The organism is Rhizobium sp. WYCCWR10014, from assembly GCF_001657485.1.
GTDB lineage: Bacteria > Pseudomonadota > Alphaproteobacteria > Rhizobiales > Rhizobiaceae > Rhizobium.
On record NZ_LXFU01000037.1, the window covers coordinates 275902 to 293473 of the forward strand.

The following is a 17572-nucleotide window of genomic DNA, read 5'->3' on the forward strand; positions in this document are numbered from 1 at the left end:
GAAGCCATTGCGAAATAACGATTTTATCAACAGCGCAATTGAGAGCGCAAATTATAGGCGCAACTCGATCTGCACATGATTTAGGCTATCGTGCGCAATTTGTGCAAAATATCGTATACAATCTTGCCATCGTTTCGGGCGCAAATTGTGTTTAACTTTGCCGCGAAGCCGGATATGGTTTGCCGACCATCAGGAAATAAATTTCATGAAATCCGCCGCCAAGGCTCAGCAGGCCGACGACTCCGCCGAAACCGGCGCGCAACAGATCCGCGACGCCATTCGCGAAGCGATCGTCGAGCGCCGGCTCTCGCCCGGCACCAAGCTTTCCGAAAACGATGTCGGCAATCTCTTCAACGTCAGCCGCACGCTTGCCCGCGCCGCCCTGCAGGCGCTCTCCTATGAGGGCCTCGTCAGCGTCGAGAAGAACCGCGGCGCCTTCGTCGCCTATCCCTCGCCCGAGGAAGCTCGCCAGATCTTTTCTGCCCGCCGCCTGGTCGAACCCGGCATATTGCGCGAGGCCGCGGCGCGGATCACGCCTGATGACATCGCGCATCTGAGACAGCTTCTGCTGGAAGAAGGTCGCCTGATGAGCGAGCGCGGCCAGACTGCGCGCCGCGCCGAAATCAAGGCGTCGGGCGATTTTCATCTGACGCTGGCGCTCATATCAGGCAATTCGATCATGCAGCGCTTCATGGAAGAGCTCGTCGCCCGCTCGTCGCTGGTGATTGCGCTCTACGGGCAATCGACCGCATCGAGCTGCGGTCATTCCGAACACGGTGACATCATCTCGGCGATCGAAGCCAACGAACTCGACCGCGCCTGCCAACTGATGCTGCACCACATCACCCATATCGAGGCTGATCTCGACCTGCGCGAACGCAAGAGCCTGGGTCTCAAGGAAGCCTTCGAACTCTGAACATGCAAAAGATGCGGGCGCGGATGATTCACCGCGCCCCGCTTCAAACGGAATCTCGTAACGCTACCAGGGCGTCTTCTTCGGCAGCAACTCAAAAGCCGCGAAGATATCCTCGGCGCTCATCGGCTCGCTCGAGCGCAGCTTCACGGTTCCGTCGCGGCCGATCAGGATCAGCCCGAACTCGCCGGATGGCGGTCCCTGCAGCCGATCGCGAATATCATCGGCATCGAGGTCCCAGTCATCGTCGAACAGCGCAAACGCGCCGCCGCCGGCAATGCTGAACACCTCGACGTCTTCCTCGATCAAGCGCATATGCGCCTTGCGCAGCCATTCGTCCTGGATGAGCGCGCGGTCATCTTGCGCATCGGCGAAGATGATCAGCACCCGTTTCCTATCGCGAAACTGCTCGAGCGATTGCGGAAGGTCAGGCTCACGCCTGGGTGTGCCGATGATTTCATGAACGATGGATTTTAGCATGGTCTCATTCCTCGCCCGCAGTAATTTAGTTCTACAGGGTCCTTTCCGCGTCTCGAAAGACGCGCGGCGCTGTAGTGGCGGGCTGTGCCTGCCGGATTAAACGGCTGGGAATAAGCGAGGTTCCGCCAAAAAGCGGAAAGGATCGCAGCCATAGCCGCGATCCTCACTTTGTCAGTCGCGGCCCTGGTCTTCGGACGCGTGGGCCGAAACGGCGACGAGATCCGCAGCCCCAGTGACGTGAAGGCGCTTGCGCACCAGAACGCGCATGACACGCGCCGCCGTCGAGAAAGTCATCTGGTCGAGCGGGCCTTCACCCTCCCACGGCTTGGTCAGCCGTTCGGTGACGGCGCCGACGATGTTCATCGGCACGATGTCGGTGCATTCGCGCATGGCTTCGAAAACGAAGCTGATGGGGATGACCCGTCCTTCGTGGGTCACGATCGGTTCGGTCAATTCGCTGTCCCATTCCTCGAAGGCATAAAGAGCTTCGCGAAACAGCTGCTGGAGGTTGAACGGCGCGTGGCCGTCATGAAGTGGCGGCAGTGCATTCATCATGTCTGTCTCCTCTTGATGGGTTGAAGCCAAAGTCCTCCGGTATCGGTCGCGCCAACGCGGGGAACGGAACGTTTTGCTGCCCCTGCGAACCGAATAACACTATTGATTCTATAGAGTAACGCGCCGGGGTAAAGCCCATTTATCCGCCGCCGCGGAAGCGAATTCCATAACACGCTGATATTCCTGCATGTTTTAGACGAAATTTTCTCCGCCCACACCAGTCTTAAAAATTTATGCCACCGGCCTGAGATCGCTCCGGAATGGCACGGCGAGGCGAAAAAACCCTGAAAATTCACGGAACTTTTGTCTCTGTAATTTGTTTTGTTCTCAGATTCGCAAAACAGTCTGGGGTTATCACCAATGACGCAAATCCGTGAACCGGAGCGCCGAAGCAGAATCCTGCGCGGCCGCCCCTATAGCCTTGATGAATTCGCCTCCAAATATGGCCTGCGAGGCGAGCAGGCAGAAAGCCTGTTCACCCGTTTCGGACCCTCCTCGATCGAACTCGACCTGCTGATGGCAGCCAAGCGCCGGCCGCCGGTTCTGCAGGATAGAATTGCCGAATAACAGTTTTATGAGCGGATAGATATGAGCGACAGACGCCACGAATGGATCAGCAAGAGAGCTTACGCGATTTGGGAAGAACAGGGCCGGCCTAGTGGCCGCGACGACGAGCACTGGCGCCAGGCAGTTGCCGAACGCGACGCGCTGGAGCGCACGCAAGCCTCTTCCGATGGCCGCGAGGTGCTGGTGAAGTTTCGCCCGAAACCGCAGCGGCCCGAAGCGCCATGCACCGGCTGGTTCACCCGAACCGCTGGCATCGGCTGAACCCTTTCTCACATCGGACCGGGCCGCTTGATCCGTACAGGATGAAGCGGCCCAATCGCGGCGCGATCCTGTGGACGGCTCAATCCCGCGGGACCGAGCGGCTCAATTGCTGGGGCTCGCGTGACTCAGTCGAACCTGAGCCGGAAGCGCGCCTGAAAATCTCCCTGCCACCACATCGGGAAATTGGTTCCCCACTTGTTGTTGTGCAGATTGAAGCGGATGCCGGCGGAAAAATCCGGCAGCGTCCTGCAAAACGTCATGAAATCCGAGCCTTGCGGCGCAACCAGCGGCGCATCGAAGGTTTCGATGGTCAGCGGACCATCTGCAAGATCACCGCGTGCTGCTGTCACCGCCTGCAAGTGTCCGCCGCCGCTTGTCGCAATATCCCCCGATAGGTGCCAGAGGCCCATCTTGCGGAAATTCCAGACCCCGGCCCCATCAGGCGTGAAGGAAAGGAAGCTTGCCTCCGGCATACGGTTGGCCGGCTTGTCGTGCAATGTCAGGCTGAGGTTCAGGCGATCGCCCCCAGCGGTGAAATGCAGCATCACCTGCGGCGGCGCGCCATATTTCTGCACGGCCTCGGCCGGCATCGACAGAAGAATGCCCGCCCCTTGCGTTGCTTCCAGCGCCGGCAGAAAGACCTTCGAAAGTGCTGCCCCCGACCGGGCAAGCCCCGGCTTGTCGTGATCGAGCACCGCCCATTCCTGGCGATGGGTCAGGTAGGTCTCCATGTGCCTGATAACGTCGCCGGCATCGTAGCTGTCATATCGATAGGCGATCAGCGAGCCCTCGCGGCCGGAGATAGTCCGCCCGGCGGGAGAGGTGATTTCGGCCACATCCCCGCTCGCACCGTCGAGCGCGATCGACCAGCCACCGGTCTGCAAACGGAGCTCCCGCCCACCGCCCTTGATGACGGCAGGCGTGGTGAGTTCGGCGAGCACGACCTGGGCCGCCTTCCGGTCCGTCTCGTCGAGCTCCGAAACCGCCTGGTCGAGATAGGCGCGCTGCTCGTCCCATGAGGCTTCGGTATAGGCGAAGCGATAATCGGATCGGCGTGCGGCCTCGACATCGGCCCGCGACCACGCCTTATCGTCGCGCAGATAGGATTTGATATCGACGCCGCAGGTATGCTCGGCCACCATCGCCAGTCCGCGCCCGAAGGCGAGGCGCCGCGCGTCGAGCCCATCTGCCGCGAAACGGTCGTAGAGCCGCTGCAGCGCGAGGAACCGCGCCGTCTTCACCGGATCGCTGCCGCTGCCATGGATCCAGCTGTCGCCGAGTTCCAGCTCGACAACAGGGAAGCGCTCACGCGCGCTCCAGAGAATGGCGCCGTAATCCTCGAGCGTCGCCGCGCGGATGATCGCATCCGGCTCACGGGCGCGTAATTCGCGATAGGCCTCGGCCGTCTGGGGCACGCTCTGCGGCCCCATATTGTCGTTGGTATGGGCAAAGCTCAGCCCGTCCTCGAAACCGTCGGGGAAACAGGTCTCGCCATAGGAGCGCTGGTACATGACGACCACCTCCTCGCCGCCGGGCGCCTGCCAGCGGAAGATGTCGGGCACATCGGGCGGCGGTGAGGCCGTATTGACGCCGAGATGCAGGAAGCGGATGCCGGCCTCGGAAAGCAGCGGCACCATGCCGAGCGTATGGCCGGGCACATCGGTCATCTTCGCCGCGATCGTCGTCTTGCCGAAACGCCGGTCGAGCTCCTGCGAATAGGAAAGCCCGGCCCGAAAGAGATCCGGCGACATCAGCTCCGTATGCGTGGTGAACGGCAGGCCGTGCCAGCGGATCAACCCGCGCTCGATCGCCTGCTCCAACGCTGCCACCTCTCCCGCCGAGCGCGAATTCAGATGGTCCCAGATCAGCCAGGCGCCCGTCGTCCAGATAAATTTCGGCTCGTCGGGATTTTCGGCATGAAAATGCCTGGCCGTTTCGATCGCCTGCGGAATGAAGCGCTCGTGATATTGCCGGCGGACTTTCTCGGCATGGTCGGTAAAGCCGATATCGAGATGGGTCTTGAAGACCAGATGCACGCGCTTTTCAGTCATTCCATTCCACGCATCGGTGATGACAGTCGAAACATTCTGCAGCCAGTGGCGGCACAAGTGAGGAGTGTAACCGTTTCCACAAACAGCATTGCTCCTGCCACAAATTCTTCGTCAACCCGTTTTGACACAAATCGATGAAATAGTGCGGGTTTATTAACCGTATATCCGAAAACGCTATCGTCCTACGCTTCCATCGTAGAATCGAATCGCGACAAGAATGAAGACGTGTTCATCGATAGTTATATGAAAAGGCGGCGGGACTTCCTTGCTGCCGCGCCCGGGTGGTGCGCTGTTTAGCCAAGGAGAAAAGCCTGAGCCGTTCTTCCGCAAGGCTGATTGTCAGAAGGCGTTGGTTTCCTGGCAGAGCGCCCGGTGAACCTCGGTCCAGAACAGCGCCAGCGGCGTGTCGCCGTTGCGTTCGGCAACGAGCGCGCGGATCAGCGCTTCGGAACCTGCCATGTCCTGCCAGCTGGATTTCAGGCCCTTGGCCGCCTGTTGGCATTCGGCAATCTCGAATGGTCTCTTGCTGTCCATATGAGGTCTCCTCATGACAGGCGCTAGCAGATGGGGCCCGGATTGTCATTCCCCGCATATGTGGGGATGCCTTGTATTTATGACGGCCCTCGCGGTAGGATTGAGGGGATTGGGGCAGTGGAAATGATTGAAAATACCTACAGCGAAAAGTTCGAGTCCGCTTTCGAACAGATCAAGGCTGCGGCCAATGTCGACTCCGCCATCCGCATTCTCCAGGCGGAATATGGCCTCGATTTCGTCACCTACCATCTCGCCCAGACGATCGCGAGCAAGATCGATTCGCCCTTCGTGCGCACCACCTACCCGGATGCCTGGGTCTCCCGCTACCTGCTGAACAGCTATGTGAAGGTCGATCCGATCGTCAAGCAGGGCTTCGAACGCCAGCTGCCCTTCGACTGGAGCGAGGTCGAGCCGACGCCGGAGGCCTATGCCATGCTGGTCGACGCTCAGAAACACGGTATCGGCGGCAATGGCTACTCCATTCCCGTCGCCGACAAGGCGCAGCGCCGCGCCCTCCTGTCGCTGAACGCCCGCATACCGGTCGAGCAATGGACCGAACTTGTCCGCCGCTGCCGCAACGAATGGATCGAGATCGCCCATCTGATCCACCGCAAGGCCGTCTACGAGCTGCATGGCGAGAACGATCCCGTGCCGTCATTGTCGCCGCGCGAGATCGAGTGTCTGCACTGGACGGCGCTGGGCAAGGACTACAAGGATATCGCAGTCATATTGGGCATATCGGAGCACACCACGCGCGATTATCTGAAGACTGCCCGCTTCAAGCTCGGCTGCGCCACGATCTCTGCCGCCGCCTCCCGGGCCGTGCAATTGCGCATCATCAATCCCTAAAGATTCGCTCCTCGCGCTTTAGCTCTTTGTTTTACGCATATCGTTGTCGCAAAACCGCGGCACAGTTTTGCGCGACATGCTCTGCCCCCCCTCATCTGAGGGGGCCCATCTGAGGGAATTTCCGATCCGGCCCGCATGAACCATTCTGCTTTCCACGAACTTGAAAACGCTGGAGGGCAAAATGTTCGTTATCATTCAGGCACATGAGTATCAGAAATACGCTGCCGTACTCGACCAGATGTTTCGCCTGCGAAAGAAGGTCTTCGCCGATACACTCGGCTGGGACGTTCCCGTCATCGGCCCTTACGAACGCGACAGCTACGATTCGCTGGCTCCCGCCTATCTCGTCTGGTGCAACGACAGCCGCACCCGCCTTTATGGCGGCATGCGCCTGATGCCGACGACGGGCCCGACCCTTCTCTACGATGTCTTCCGCGAGACGTTTCCAGATGCCGCCAATCTTATCGCCCCCGGTATCTGGGAAGGCACGCGCATGTGCATCGACGAGGAGGCGATCGCCAAGGATTTCCCCGATATCGACGCCGGCCGCGCCTTCTCCATGATGCTGCTTGCGCTTTGCGAATGCGCGCTCGATCACGGCATCCATACGATGATCTCCAACTACGAGCCCTACCTCAAGCGCGTCTACAAGCGTGCCGGCGCTGAAGTGGAAGAACTCGGCCGTGCAGACGGCTACGGCAAATACCCCGTCTGCTGCGGCGCCTTCGAAGTCTCGGACCGGGTGCTGCGCAAGATGCGCGCCGCCCTCGGCCTCACCCTACCCCTTTATGTCAGGCACGTGCCGGCCCGCTCGGTCGTGACCCAATTCCTGGAGATGGCAGCATGAACCGCCTCGCTGAAACCGCTACGCAGACCGCAATACAGAAGGATATCGGCGCGCTGGAGCGCCATGTTCTCGCATCCCGCGACATCGCCACGCAGATAGGGGATCCCTTCCTCTCCTATCTCCTCTCGATGGCGCTGTTCACGATCTACGAAAAAAAGGCCCATCATGAGAACGAGGCGCTGAAGAGCAGCTTCAGCTGAGGGTGCGGTTCCCCTCCGCCCGCCTGAAGACGAGCATGTCTCCCGGCGCCTCGCGCGCAGCCGCAAAAACAGTCCCCGTTTTGCGGCTGCGCGCCCTGTCCTGTCATCAGTGTATTGCCGTTACGTCATCAGGGAATTGATGGTCGAAATCAGCGTGTCGTGCATATAGGGCTTCGGCAGGAAGGCGGTATTGGCGGGCAGCGCCATCGGATCAAGCCGCACCATGCCCGAGGTGATGATGATGCCGATGTTCGGACGCATCGCCCTCACCCGATTGGCAAGCTGGAGACCGTCCATCGAACCGGCCATATTGACGTCGGTGAACAGGATATCGACATCCTGCCTGCCCTTCAGCACCACCAGAGCCTCGTCGGCATTCGCCGCCTCCAGCGCCACATGGCCGACCTCCTCCAGCACATCGAGGATATTGAACCGGATCAGCGGTTCGTCTTCCACGATGAGCACCACGGCACTGTTCAAAGCCACCATCTGCGATCGCCCTCTTCATGCGGAATGTGACTTGAATAAGTGTAACCCGCACGAGAAGGTTCCAGTGGCTGCCCACGAATTATGCATCGTCCACAGATGCTTGCGCTCACCGCTTGTGGCTCCCGCGGATTTGCGTTAGAGCGAACCGATGCTCGCGGGAACCATTGCCCCGGCATCACGGTGCCGCTACCGGCGCCAAGGGCCTGTAGCTCAATGGTTAGAGCCGGCGGCTCATAACCGCTTGGTTGGGGGTTCGAGTCCCTCCGGGCCCACCATTTTTCTCTTGTTTCAAGGTGTTTAGAGAGTGGTTAGCCAACTGGTTAGCCACGCTTCTTTTTGCCCTGCACAAGTGGTGTGACCTTGCTCGTGCCGTCTTTGGCCAGAATCGCCTGTGAGGCCTCTTGGCTGCAGAGCTCCGCATGCTCGATATCGTCATGTCCGAGAGTTTCCATCAGTTGGCGAGTACTGCCCCAGGAGCCATCATGCCGGTAAGCGACTTCTCGCTGTAGGGATTGCCATAGGCGTTCATCAAACGAAGTCCGTCGTTCGGTCGAGCGGTGCAAGAATCTCCAGCAGCATCGGGGTGATCGGCAAGACAAGCTCTTTGTCGCCCTTCTTTTGCATTGATGCAGTGGAGCGCTGACGGTCGCGGCGCCTGCCGGGTGATCAGCCATGTCCAAGCTGACGAGTTGCCGACAATCTCAGGAGAATCTCCCCATGACGCAACAGCTTGATTTCTTCGATCTCTTAAACTGGACGGCGACCATTCTGGCGTTTCCTCCGGGTCACCTCACGCGCTAGGTGGAAGCCGTTGCCGAGTGCGTCCACTATGCCGGCCCTGACGCCCGGCAAGCGCCGCTGAACGAGGCCAGTCTGTTTCAGCTCCGATACATCGTGGCGGGCATCGATGGCGACAAGGCATACAGCCTCGCCAACGAGATTGAGCAAGCCACCATAGCCGAAGTACATCGGCTGAAGTGGAGCGGTCGCCGGCCGGACCCGCGAGGTGTCGCGTGAGCACGCGCCCCCGGCCGCTACCGTCCGGGGCCTTCGTTCGCAGTGAGAGCAAAATACGCACCCCCTTTGGGTTAGAAGCTCACCAACGATCGAAAGGCCGGACGCCGATGAGTGCGCTCAGATTTTCGCCCTGCAGACCTTCCTTCAAAGCCTTCCAGATATGATCTGGTATCAACAGTGGCGTCTCGTTTATGCTGTGACTGCCGGGAGTTGTCAGAAGATAGCCCCTGGTGATCAGGCCTTTGACGTGGGCGTTGAAGTACGGAGCGGCGACAACTTGCGTGCTGTTGGCTATGGCCCAAGCAAGTATGTATCGTTCTGAATCGGGAAGATCTTCAAGTCCGGCAACGTGCTCCGCTTGCCATGCGAGACGCCGCTTTCTCATAAATGGCTTTCTCGCGAGATTGATGAGCGACTTCAGCGCCGAGACAATCAGGACGCTTCCGCTGAAAAGCGCGGCTACGAAAGCAGCGCCAGGCGCCCATTTTGGCAATGATGCCAAGTAGGATGAAGCGACGTTGTCCGCGTATAGGATACCGCTGGACGCGAGCAGGACACCCAAGGCAATGGGCCAGCTTGCTCCCATGAACTCCATGAGGTCTTTCAGTGATGGCATGAACTGTGTGCCCCTGGGGTCGCCGAGCTCCCTTGTCCTCAACCCAAGCAACTCCGCGGCGGCGAACAGCGGATGCACGTCGAAAATCGATGCAATTCGAAACAGACAACGATGCTGCCGACTGACGGTTGGCCCTTTCCTTTATCCGAACAAACGTTGTCCCCAAGAGTTTGAGTGCAAAGGCTTAAGGGGCACAAACTCTTTGAAGCTTTTGAAAGGCAGAAACTCCTTTAAGCCCTTAAAATTTTCCAATTGTTTGAGTGGTTTGAGCTGGCCGCCGGCCGCGGCGGCTGAGAAGTAAGAATGCCCGCCGTTGTGGTCCATTACCCAGCCGTCTTCAAGCCAACCAACATGTCTTCCCGTAAACGAATAGATGTTTCCACCGTCGAGATAAGCTAACGGTTCCCGCCCCACGCGTAAATCGTCTCGCCATCCTCATCAACGTACGCGACGGCCGCACCGTCCTGATCATAGAATTTCATTGTTCATTTCCTTTGCTGGTTGCATCGGTAGCGCAACATGCACGTAGTGAGTCGGCATCGGTCCAGTGTTGTTTTTCGCCCGTTCTCAATGTAATCCACACTTAGGCCTTTATGAGCCGCCACTTTGCCCATCACAGCCTCGTCTAGCTGATGCACCGTTGCCACGAATCGCATTCAACCCGATGCTGTGCTCGCACATAAAATCGGGGCGATACATGGCGGAAGATCATCTCAGCAACGAAACATCTGTCTCTGCGGAGCTTACTGATACTGGCGTCAAAGCTGCTGCCAAAAGTCGTGCCGTGGCCGCGATCGACCGCTTGGCAGGGAACATCGCGGATCTCGGTAACTCTTGGCTCGAAAGTATCAATATTCGCCGCCGAGCGAAGTCCGAGGGAGAGCGCCAACTTATTGAGGCGACGGCGAGATATGGGATCGAACGACTGCAAATCGATGAAGCGTTCGCTAACCGTGCTTTCGAAAACCACTTCAAAAAAATCGCTGGTCAGCAGGTTAACAAGGACGCTGTGGTTACAGAAGCGATCGACGATCTTCGACGGACGCCGCCTACTGATGACGAAGCCCCAGCCGGACCTGCAGCCGTGAGTGAAGAGTTCATGTCTCGCTTCGAGCACTTTGCAGAGGCAGCAACCTCGGAAGAGCTTCGCGAGCGCTGGGGCCGCGTCCTAGCGGGTGAGATCCGAAAGCCGGGTACCTTCAGCCCCAAGGTTCTTCGCGCGACGGATGAACTTGATAGGGAGGCGGCCGCCCTTTTCGAAAGTCTTATGCCTTACCGTGTGCGTGATCTTCTAGTAATTTCGATCATGCCGGAACTCTCGTTTGAGGAGAAATTATTGTTGGTTTCTGCCGGCCTTATTGTTGAGCCGGGAACTTCAGGACATCGAAACACGTTTGGGACGATAAAGGTAAAGGGCGAAGAAGAAGCATGGGCGTCTTCTTTCGGAAGTCTCACGCTTTCTTTCCCAAAATCTGTTTCAGTTTCCCATAAAAATAGTGAGATAATTTCTTTGGCTCGACAAGAACCAGCTTTTGGCGTCTATATTTTGACCGATGTAGGCAGAGCCTTGAGTTCAATCCTACCTTTCAACGAGATCCAGGTTGGCGTTGAGTACGCAAAGCGACTCATAACTGAAATCCCTGCTGCGAATATCTCTTTCTGGCAACAGTATGAACCCGGACAATACGCCAGAATACCCTCTCCTCTGGCTTAGTGAGCGAGGACTCAGCATCGGCCAAGCCGGCTTGCAATTTTCAATATTACGGCGTTGCGCGGAAGCAAACCGAACCCAACACCGACATCGAATATGGTGCAGGGCGCGTTCCCCGGCGCCGAAACGCCGGAGATCGAAATCGAAGAGCCCAACTGGCCCCTCACTATCAACGTCAAGGAATGGGCAAGCGCCGTGCGAAGATCGTAGCGGTGGTGGCGCCGCCTCGGACGGTGCTACGACTATTCTCACTGCTTCTAGGCGAGTCGGCATGGCTTTGAACTGTCCGTGCCCGAAAAGTCCCTTCCCATAGTCGGCCTCATTCCCGAAATAAGGCGGGTCGGAATATTGCTGCTGTCACTCGCACATTCCTCTGCTCCGATCGTCCGAGCGCAATATTTCAGCTTTCCCGGGCGGCTCTTCTAATTTGATGGCCCGGCGCAAAAGCCGAATTTCCCAGTCGCAGGTTGTTCCCCCTATAATTTAAGCTCCCTACTGGTTGGAAAGACTTGCGACAAGGATATCTGCCCTGTTTTCCAAAGCCCTCTTCGTTGCCGCTTGCTGTTCTTTTGCCGTGGAACCCAAGCGTTTCAATGCGACCTGACCCTGTGCGCGCTGGATATGGCATCCGCGCCTCGAGGCGCCTTCTGCCAATGCAAGCTGCTGGATGTCCTCGAGTAGAGCGCCTATTCGGCCGTCCTATCTCCTTTGTGAAAGGCGACCACCTCGGCGAATCCGTCGCCGACCGGGCGACGCTTCGCTCTGCATTGATTGCCGCACCCATGAGCCTCCTACTACTCCGGATCTGCAATCGACCGGGGTGAATCGGAACCCTTTGAACAGGCTGCGGCTCCCTATATCGTTGTCCAAACAAACGACATCTGCAAGCGTGGCCGAGGCAGCCGTGATCGCGGCAGCGAACGCTGGCGAAGGGGTTTTCACACAATAACAAAATCTTGATCGACAACGACAGTTATCGGAACGCCTCATTGGCCCTACTTGCCAGGATTATACGGACACTTTGGCCAGTAAGGGGTGGGGAGATGCTTCAAACTCGCAAACTATCGGGGGCCATGGCAGCCGTCTTCGTCATTGCCATATCGGCGTCGTCGTGTACCACGAGCTTGAGCGACTCGGTGCAGACGGGTTCGGTCGGCTATACCGCTCAGAGCGCTGAATTTGCCCTCCGGCCTGCCTGCCGCGATGGATTCGGCAATGATCGTCCGTGCAGCTATTAGGCTGAGGTGACAAATTAATGATTTGGGATTCCGTTTGAGGAGCAAATCAGATTCAACGCTGACTTTTGGAGGTCAGCGATGGAAGGTGAAGTTCTCCGGGATGATCAGTGGGAGCGGCTGAAGCCGTTTGTGCCTGGCGGTCGCAAAGGCAGGCGGGGTCCACGCAGCGACGGGCGGCGGTTCTTCAATGCGATCTTGTGGCTGGCCCGCTCCGGTGCGCGTTGGCGCGACCTGCCTGAAGACCGCTTCGGCCCTTATCAGACAGTCAAACGGCGGTACTACCGCTGGATCGATCAAGGCGTATTCGACCGGATATTCGAAGCGGTGGCTGCCGATCCGGATATGGAATGGCTGTCCATCGATGCCACCGTGATCCGAGCGCAGGCGCAAGCAGCTGGCGGACGCCGCAAAAGGGGGGACCGCAAGCCCAGGCTCTCGGCCGCTCCCGTGGCGGATTTGGCAGCAAAATCCATGCTGTAGTGGATGCCCTCGGGCTGCCGGTTCGTTTCCATCTCGGCCCGGGACAGCAGAACGACATGGCTCCGGCTTGCGACCTCGTTCGTGGACTGCCAGCCAAACAGGTGCTCGCCGATCGCGCCTATGATGCCGATAGTCTGCATGACATCATCCTTGATCAGGGCGGGGAACCGGTCATTCCGCCGCGGCGCCATCGCAAGCATCAGCATGCCTACAACCGCATCGCCTACAAGCAGCGCTGGGGCATCGAGAGTTTCTTCGCCAAACTCAAACATGGCGACGCCTCGCCACACGCTATGACAAACTCGCAGCCAATTTCCTCGGCTTCATCAAGCTGGCAAGCATCATGCTCTGGCTCAAATAGTTAATTTGTCACCACAGCCTAGCTCGCTAGCCTTTGCTGACTGCCTTTTCGAGTAATTCCGTGAAGTTCGGCGGCTCCACAGCTTCGGACTGTTGCCCAGGCGTAGGACGGAACAACGCATTGAGAACGAGCGCGCGGTCTGTCTTTGTCGCCGCATCCTTCTCAATCAGGTGGAAGTACGTATCGAGCATCGTATGACGCTGGCGCGCATCATCCAGAAGCATCTGTGCCCTCATATTGTACCGGACCAGCAGGCGAACGATCCAGAAATAGAGCGCGATTGGCACCGTTACGACGACGACCCTGTTGATCGCGATAGCGGTTAGAGCTGCAGGACTCAAAGTAGCAGCGTTGAAGCCGATTAGGGTGGTCTGCATCACATGGCCCAAAATCGCGAGCACTTGGTCTAGGTGATAGAGAGCAACCACCGGGATTACGATCAGGAAGGCACAGATGACGGCCGCCGAGCACCAAAAAGCGATGGCATTGATCGTGGCACGGCGATCCCAAAGCTTCCTCGCGGTATCGATCTTGGTGGCCTCAAGAACGGCCGACTTGAACGCGGAGATGTTGCCTTCGGCTGTCGACGCAATCTCCGCGGCTTTTTGCGATGCTTCCGCCGCCTGATCCGACTGGCGTTTTGCCATCCCGATGGCGTTTCCATAACTGTCGAGGCTAGCGGAAAACCTAGTCTCCTCGTCCGATATTCTCTTGATGGCGTCCGCAGTGCGTGATTGGAGCTCGATTACCTCGTTGCTCGCGGCCTGCAGCACATGGGCGGAATCCGCCGAGAACTTTTCCACCTGCTGAGCTTGCTGCTCTAGAACTCGGGACACGGCTTTGTCGAAACCGCTAAAGCGGGACTTTGCAGTTTTCCAGGCCTCATAGCTCGCAATTTCTGCCTGGATCGGAATGCCGAACCTGGTGTCAGCGAACTTGATACCGAATGCATGATACTTGGTCTCGGCAACTAGAGCGGCAATGAGCGAAATTATAAGTTCGACCTGCTCTTCCGGCGAAGCGTGGTCGAAGGCTGACTCGAACCTGGGGCCGAAGTCACGGACGTTGTCGACGTTCAATTGCGGGCGCATCATTTTGCCGCCTTTGAGAGTTGACCTCTGAAGGGTACCTAACAGTCCTGCCAAGTCCCCCTCTTTTTCGATGCGACTGACATACCGAATGGCAATGGTGATGATTTGGACTAGCGGCGGAGTTGCCTGTGGGTCTTGAATAATTATCTCGTCAGGCATTACCGTTTCCTGCGCCGGCAAGAACGGGAAATTGACGAGTTCGAACGTTAAGACATCCATCGTACCACCGCGCAGCAAATGACGACCTGAAGTCGCAAGTTCTAATTGGATTCGATCTTCCGCTGCAAGCGCAGACCACCATCTGCGATTGAGCTACGGCATGCCGTACTGTGGCACTTGCTACATGACAAGCGGTTTTATAATCTAGCCCCGACGCTTCGATCCGGATTTTCAGGATAGGGGCGAATCGACGACATATTCCATTCTTCGGCGACCGAAGTAGAGTAAGTCGACCGGGTGCATCAGCCCTTGATCGACGGTTACGTGACGAGATGGCACGCATTGCTGAAAAGGTCTTGCAAAGGTGGCATCTGCCTGTAGAGGATGTCCGGCTCGGCCACGCCACGATTCCTGTCGGGTATTCAATCCCCACGATCGTGCGCACAATCACCATCCACTTTGATTATAGGTCGAGATGCGATCGTCGGGCGAGGTGATGGACATGGCGGGATGCTCTTCCGACATGCCCTATCATGCAAAGCACAGGCTATTCGCCGCCGTCCCTTTGATCTGCAGCCCTGCCGCCGCAGCGAGACCCATCCGAAGCGCGATCGGACGATGTCTGGCAGTTCCCTGCTACAGCGATGGATGGAATGGCAAACGAAAGCAAGATGATCGCAATGATGGTCTTCGTCATGATATCCCCTTTTGGTTGAAGAGGTCGGGACTAGTACACCTTTTGCGTCTATCTGCAATTGGTAAATTTAGGACTATCTAATACTAGATGTCTGGCGCACGCGATGGAAAAGCACGCTTCAATTCGGACGTCCTTCGGGTCCGCACGAACAGAGACGTGAGTAGGCTCCAGCCCATGTAAATGGTGGCAAACGAACCTAGAAAGGAAAACGCCGTGCTCATTTAATTTCCGGTCAAGCCGAAGGTGCCCACCCTCAATGTCCAGCTCCCTCGCATTTGATGCCGACCCCCGCATAGACCAAATAGCGAAATCCACCGGGTGAATGAGACCCCTTTGAACCGGCTGCGGCTCCCTATATCATCGTTGTCCAAACCAACGACATCTGTAGGCGTGGCCGAGGCAGCCTTTGATCGTGGCAGCGAACGCTGGCGAAGAGGTTTTCAGCCAATAACAGAATCTTGATCGACAACGACAGTTATCGGAACGCCTCATCGGCCCTACTTGCCAGAATTATTCGGACACTTTGGACAGATGGGTGGGGAGATGCTTCAAACTCGCAAACTATCGGCAGCCATGGCAGCCATCTTCGTCATTGCCATGTCGGCATCGTCGTGTACCACGAGCTCAAATGACTCGGTGCAGACGGGTTCGGTCGGATATACCGCTCAGAGCGCTGACTTTGCCCTTCGGCCTGCCTGCCGCGATGGATTCGGCAATGATCGTCCGTGCAGCTATTAGCGCTGGAAAATGAGAAGTCTGATTGCCGCGATGGTTCGTCTCTGGGGATGGCCACTATTACACGACTTCGTCCGGCTGCATCATGCCCGATCGGCGCACAATTCTATAGCTGCAAGAACGCCCATCATTAGGTCTGAACCCACCCCCACAGGCTGGGTTGAGCGGCAGTTCCTCCCGATAGGAGCCCGATCGGGGAAGTCGGGTCGACACGGTCACAGGGCCGGACTGGAGTGTCGCTGCTTGCATCCCTGGACGACGTGCGCGTTTGTTAGCAGTCAGCCGCTCCGGGTTACTGCGAAACCGGTACCCGACGACGTCGGGGCATCGGCAAGGCATGTGGAAGCAAGGGCAGCGGAAAGGAAGGCGCTCAGGATCGAGCGACGCACGGTTACCATTAGCATATCCCCAGTGTCTGGAGCTTAGACGTTTGACCGAGCGCTTTTCAACCGGCACTTGCAGTCGGGCTTAGTCGAAGGATTTTCCTGGCATTGTCATGAAACGCACAAAGCCCCGCTTTTTCCGGCGGGGCTTTCCTCCTGCTGATCCGACAGCCAATCTTAGAACTTCACGCCGATTCCGAACTTGAGTTCGTGCTGATCGAGGTCGACATCTACGCCGAGAATGTCCTTCTCGCCGAAGTCATTATACCGATACTCGCCGCGGGCGAAGATGTTGTTGGTGATGGCAAAGTCGACGCCAGCGCCGACGGTGTAACCGTTGAAGGTCTCCGTTTCCTTGTCGAGTCCCGGCAGGTCAACATATCCGCGCGTGGCGGTCCAACCAGCTGCGCCGTAAAGCAGCGCTCTGTCGAAGGCGTAGCCGACACGGCCACGAACAGCGCCGGCCCAATCGGTCCCAACGTCCGCGCCCAGCGCTTCCTCTTCGTTCCAGTTGTATTCGAGGTTGCCCTCGATACCGACAACGAAGTTGTTGTCGAACTGGAAATTGTAACCCACAAATCCACCGAAGACGCCGCCGTTGAAATCCTGAGAATCGCTGGCGCCGCCGACGCTGAAATCACCATTCAGCCAACTGGCGCCGCCATCGATACCGAGATACGGGCCTGACCAGGTGAAAGCCGGCGCAGCCGCAACGGGTGCGGCCGGGATGTACTCTACGGCATCCGCTGCAAGCGCGGTCGTTGCGACAAGCGCTAGAAAAGTGGTGGCGATCGTTAGCTTCATTTTCGTTTACCCCATGTCTTACAACACGCCAGAGGATACAGCCAACTCAACAAATAGATGCAACGCTAAAGACACACTCGCATAACTATACGATTAGAGAACATATGCGCCAAAGTGGTCGTGACAAGTATCGCGCCATCTAATAACTGCAAGAACGCCCATCACTCGGTCTGAACCCACCCCCACACGCCGGATTAAGCGGCTGACGCTCATAATATCCGCCGCCGATCGACGACGTCTGGTCGAGGCTTCCGGATGAAGTGCAGCCCGACATGATCGTGGCAAGGCTGATCAGCGTTCCAGTCGCGACAAATGCGAAAAATCGGTTCATCTGAGCTTCTCCTTCGGAGGGGATCTTTGGCCCAAGATTGCAATTTACCACGCCATCACGAGGGTAGGCGAGGACTTATAGGGCCTGAGCAGCCTCAGCGGCCCCCTTCTAACGCCAATGTGATCGTTTTTCAGCCCCACTGCCTCAAGCCATGCACCGTCACATAACTGTCATGCAAAATTGCCCATTGTTATGGCAGCCTG

Annotated in this window: 19 protein-coding genes, 1 tRNA gene and 2 pseudogenes; 11 read left to right on the top strand and 11 right to left on the bottom strand. The window is 57.7% G+C overall.

Going from position 1 to position 17572, the window contains the following annotated elements:
* Nucleotides 1-205: 205 nt before the first annotated feature.
* The gene (locus A6U98_RS18140) at nucleotides 206-916 is read left to right on the top strand and encodes a GntR family transcriptional regulator (RefSeq protein WP_064651857.1); all 711 of its coding nucleotides are present in this window, start codon (nucleotides 206-208) and stop codon (nucleotides 914-916) included.
* Between the two features lie 63 nt (nucleotides 917-979).
* Here the strand turns inward: A6U98_RS18140 and A6U98_RS18145 are convergent, their stop codons facing one another.
* A complete protein-coding gene (locus tag A6U98_RS18145) occupies nucleotides 980-1393 on the bottom strand; it encodes a DUF4174 domain-containing protein (protein WP_064651858.1) in 414 nt (137 codons plus the stop codon).
* Between the two features lie 171 nt (nucleotides 1394-1564).
* Nucleotides 1565-1948: a hypothetical protein gene (locus A6U98_RS18150; protein ID WP_025395374.1), complete on the bottom strand. Its 384-nt coding sequence runs from the start codon at nucleotides 1946-1948 to the stop codon at nucleotides 1565-1567.
* Between the two features lie 360 nt (nucleotides 1949-2308).
* Here A6U98_RS18150 and A6U98_RS18155 point away from each other — a divergent pair, with 360 nt between their 5' ends.
* Both A6U98_RS18155 and A6U98_RS18160 read left to right on the top strand, forming a co-directional pair.
* Nucleotides 2309-2515 carry a hypothetical protein gene (locus A6U98_RS18155; protein ID WP_003541544.1) on the top strand — a complete coding sequence of 69 codons (207 nt, stop codon included), beginning with the start codon at nucleotides 2309-2311 and terminating at the stop codon, nucleotides 2513-2515.
* Between the two features lie 21 nt (nucleotides 2516-2536).
* Nucleotides 2537-2776: a DUF2934 domain-containing protein gene (locus A6U98_RS18160; protein ID WP_064651859.1), complete on the top strand. Its 240-nt coding sequence runs from the start codon at nucleotides 2537-2539 to the stop codon at nucleotides 2774-2776.
* A 125-nt stretch (nucleotides 2777-2901) separates the two neighbouring features.
* Here A6U98_RS18160 and A6U98_RS18165 read toward each other — a convergent pair whose 3' ends face one another.
* Together A6U98_RS18165 and A6U98_RS18170 are read right to left on the bottom strand one after the other, a co-directional pair.
* Nucleotides 2902-4827: a DUF5054 domain-containing protein gene (locus A6U98_RS18165; RefSeq protein WP_064652268.1), complete on the bottom strand. Its 1926-nt coding sequence runs from the start codon at nucleotides 4825-4827 to the stop codon at nucleotides 2902-2904.
* A gap of 339 nt (nucleotides 4828-5166) precedes the next feature.
* On the bottom strand, nucleotides 5167-5361 hold the full coding sequence (locus tag A6U98_RS18170; protein WP_003541553.1) for a hypothetical protein: 195 nt from the start codon (nucleotides 5359-5361) through the stop codon (nucleotides 5167-5169).
* 123 nt (nucleotides 5362-5484) lie between these two features.
* Between A6U98_RS18170 and A6U98_RS18175 the strand changes: the two genes are divergently transcribed.
* From A6U98_RS18175 to A6U98_RS18185, 3 genes are all read left to right on the top strand, one after another.
* A complete protein-coding gene (locus tag A6U98_RS18175; protein ID WP_064651860.1) occupies nucleotides 5485-6210 on the top strand; it encodes a LuxR family transcriptional regulator in 726 nt (241 codons plus the stop codon).
* A 181-nt stretch (nucleotides 6211-6391) separates the two neighbouring features.
* Nucleotides 6392-7057 (top strand): acyl-homoserine-lactone synthase, encoded by a 666-nt coding sequence (locus A6U98_RS18180; RefSeq protein WP_027683681.1) that lies wholly within the window; start codon nucleotides 6392-6394, stop codon nucleotides 7055-7057.
* Nucleotides 7054-7257: a hypothetical protein gene (locus A6U98_RS18185; RefSeq protein WP_003541563.1), complete on the top strand. Its 204-nt coding sequence runs from the start codon at nucleotides 7054-7056 to the stop codon at nucleotides 7255-7257. The genes A6U98_RS18180 and A6U98_RS18185 overlap by 4 nt, the downstream gene beginning before the upstream one ends.
* Before the next feature lie 120 nt (nucleotides 7258-7377).
* Here A6U98_RS18185 and A6U98_RS18190 read toward each other — a convergent pair whose 3' ends face one another.
* Nucleotides 7378-7746, bottom strand: coding sequence for a response regulator (locus tag A6U98_RS18190; protein WP_064651861.1), 369 nt, complete (start codon nucleotides 7744-7746; stop codon nucleotides 7378-7380).
* A gap of 199 nt (nucleotides 7747-7945) precedes the next feature.
* Here A6U98_RS18190 and A6U98_RS18195 point away from each other — a divergent pair.
* Nucleotides 7946-8021, top strand: a tRNA-Ile gene (locus A6U98_RS18195).
* 45 nt (nucleotides 8022-8066) lie between these two features.
* Here A6U98_RS18195 and A6U98_RS37675 read toward each other — a convergent pair.
* Nucleotides 8067-8364 (bottom strand): annotated as a pseudogene (locus A6U98_RS37675) (integrase); the annotation flags it as partial.
* 478 nt (nucleotides 8365-8842) lie between these two features.
* Complete coding sequence (locus A6U98_RS18205) at nucleotides 8843-9457, bottom strand: super-infection exclusion protein B (RefSeq protein ID WP_064651863.1); 615 nt, start codon at nucleotides 9455-9457, stop codon at nucleotides 8843-8845.
* A 619-nt stretch (nucleotides 9458-10076) separates the two neighbouring features.
* Between A6U98_RS18205 and A6U98_RS18215 the strand changes: the two genes are divergently transcribed.
* The 3 genes and pseudogenes from A6U98_RS18215 to A6U98_RS35965 all read left to right on the top strand — a co-directional run bounded on the left by A6U98_RS18215 (nucleotide 10077) and on the right by A6U98_RS35965 (nucleotide 13169).
* The gene (locus A6U98_RS18215; RefSeq protein WP_064651865.1) at nucleotides 10077-11093 is read left to right on the top strand and encodes a DUF2806 domain-containing protein; all 1017 of its coding nucleotides are present in this window, start codon (nucleotides 10077-10079) and stop codon (nucleotides 11091-11093) included.
* Nucleotides 11094-12133: 1040 nt separating this feature from the next.
* Nucleotides 12134-12328, top strand: a complete 195-nt coding sequence (locus tag A6U98_RS37680; RefSeq protein WP_064651866.1) for a hypothetical protein — start codon at nucleotides 12134-12136, stop codon at nucleotides 12326-12328.
* A gap of 78 nt (nucleotides 12329-12406) precedes the next feature.
* Nucleotides 12407-13169, top strand: a pseudogene (locus A6U98_RS35965) (IS5 family transposase).
* A 26-nt stretch (nucleotides 13170-13195) separates the two neighbouring features.
* Here the strand turns inward: A6U98_RS35965 and A6U98_RS18230 are convergent.
* Both A6U98_RS18230 and A6U98_RS35970 read right to left on the bottom strand, forming a co-directional pair.
* Nucleotides 13196-14419: a DUF6161 domain-containing protein gene (locus A6U98_RS18230; RefSeq protein WP_156667858.1), complete on the bottom strand. Its 1224-nt coding sequence runs from the start codon at nucleotides 14417-14419 to the stop codon at nucleotides 13196-13198.
* A 547-nt stretch (nucleotides 14420-14966) separates the two neighbouring features.
* On the bottom strand, nucleotides 14967-15116 hold the full coding sequence (locus A6U98_RS35970) for a transmembrane anchored protein (RefSeq protein WP_082243892.1): 150 nt from the start codon (nucleotides 15114-15116) through the stop codon (nucleotides 14967-14969).
* 543 nt (nucleotides 15117-15659) lie between these two features.
* On the opposite strand from A6U98_RS35970, the gene A6U98_RS37685 reads away from it, so the two are divergent.
* The gene (locus A6U98_RS37685) at nucleotides 15660-15854 is read left to right on the top strand and encodes a hypothetical protein (protein ID WP_082933939.1); all 195 of its coding nucleotides are present in this window, start codon (nucleotides 15660-15662) and stop codon (nucleotides 15852-15854) included.
* 557 nt (nucleotides 15855-16411) lie between these two features.
* Here A6U98_RS37685 and A6U98_RS18235 read toward each other — a convergent pair.
* Nucleotides 16412-17038, bottom strand: coding sequence for an outer membrane protein (locus A6U98_RS18235; RefSeq protein ID WP_064651868.1), 627 nt, complete (start codon nucleotides 17036-17038; stop codon nucleotides 16412-16414).
* A gap of 139 nt (nucleotides 17039-17177) precedes the next feature.
* Nucleotides 17178-17369, bottom strand: coding sequence for a hypothetical protein (locus tag A6U98_RS35985; RefSeq protein WP_082933931.1), 192 nt, complete (start codon nucleotides 17367-17369; stop codon nucleotides 17178-17180).
* Nucleotides 17370-17572 lie beyond the last annotated feature (203 nt).

Coding starts and splice junctions, on each gene's coding strand:
- A6U98_RS18140 (WP_064651857.1), top strand. CDS start 206: ATGAAATCCGCCGCCAAGGCTCAGCAGGCCGACGACTCCGCCGAAACC.
- A6U98_RS18145 (WP_064651858.1), bottom strand. CDS start 1,393: ATGCTAAAATCCATCGTTCATGAAATCATCGGCACACCCAGGCGTGAG.
- A6U98_RS18150 (WP_025395374.1), bottom strand. CDS start 1,948: ATGATGAATGCACTGCCGCCACTTCATGACGGCCACGCGCCGTTCAAC.
- A6U98_RS18155 (WP_003541544.1), top strand. CDS start 2,309: ATGACGCAAATCCGTGAACCGGAGCGCCGAAGCAGAATCCTGCGCGGC.
- A6U98_RS18160 (WP_064651859.1), top strand. CDS start 2,537: ATGAGCGACAGACGCCACGAATGGATCAGCAAGAGAGCTTACGCGATT.
- A6U98_RS18165 (WP_064652268.1), bottom strand. CDS start 4,827: ATGACTGAAAAGCGCGTGCATCTGGTCTTCAAGACCCATCTCGATATC.
- A6U98_RS18170 (WP_003541553.1), bottom strand. CDS start 5,361: ATGGACAGCAAGAGACCATTCGAGATTGCCGAATGCCAACAGGCGGCC.
- A6U98_RS18175 (WP_064651860.1), top strand. CDS start 5,485: ATGATTGAAAATACCTACAGCGAAAAGTTCGAGTCCGCTTTCGAACAG.
- A6U98_RS18180 (WP_027683681.1), top strand. CDS start 6,392: ATGTTCGTTATCATTCAGGCACATGAGTATCAGAAATACGCTGCCGTA.
- A6U98_RS18185 (WP_003541563.1), top strand. CDS start 7,054: ATGAACCGCCTCGCTGAAACCGCTACGCAGACCGCAATACAGAAGGAT.
- A6U98_RS18190 (WP_064651861.1), bottom strand. CDS start 7,746: ATGGTGGCTTTGAACAGTGCCGTGGTGCTCATCGTGGAAGACGAACCG.
- A6U98_RS18215 (WP_064651865.1), top strand. CDS start 10,077: ATGGCGGAAGATCATCTCAGCAACGAAACATCTGTCTCTGCGGAGCTT.
- A6U98_RS37680 (WP_064651866.1), top strand. CDS start 12,134: ATGCTTCAAACTCGCAAACTATCGGGGGCCATGGCAGCCGTCTTCGTC.
- A6U98_RS18230 (WP_156667858.1), bottom strand. CDS start 14,419: ATGCCTGACGAGATAATTATTCAAGACCCACAGGCAACTCCGCCGCTA.
- A6U98_RS35970 (WP_082243892.1), bottom strand. CDS start 15,116: ATGACGAAGACCATCATTGCGATCATCTTGCTTTCGTTTGCCATTCCA.
- A6U98_RS37685 (WP_082933939.1), top strand. CDS start 15,660: ATGCTTCAAACTCGCAAACTATCGGCAGCCATGGCAGCCATCTTCGTC.
- A6U98_RS18235 (WP_064651868.1), bottom strand. CDS start 17,038: ATGAAGCTAACGATCGCCACCACTTTTCTAGCGCTTGTCGCAACGACC.
- A6U98_RS35985 (WP_082933931.1), bottom strand. CDS start 17,369: ATGAACCGATTTTTCGCATTTGTCGCGACTGGAACGCTGATCAGCCTT.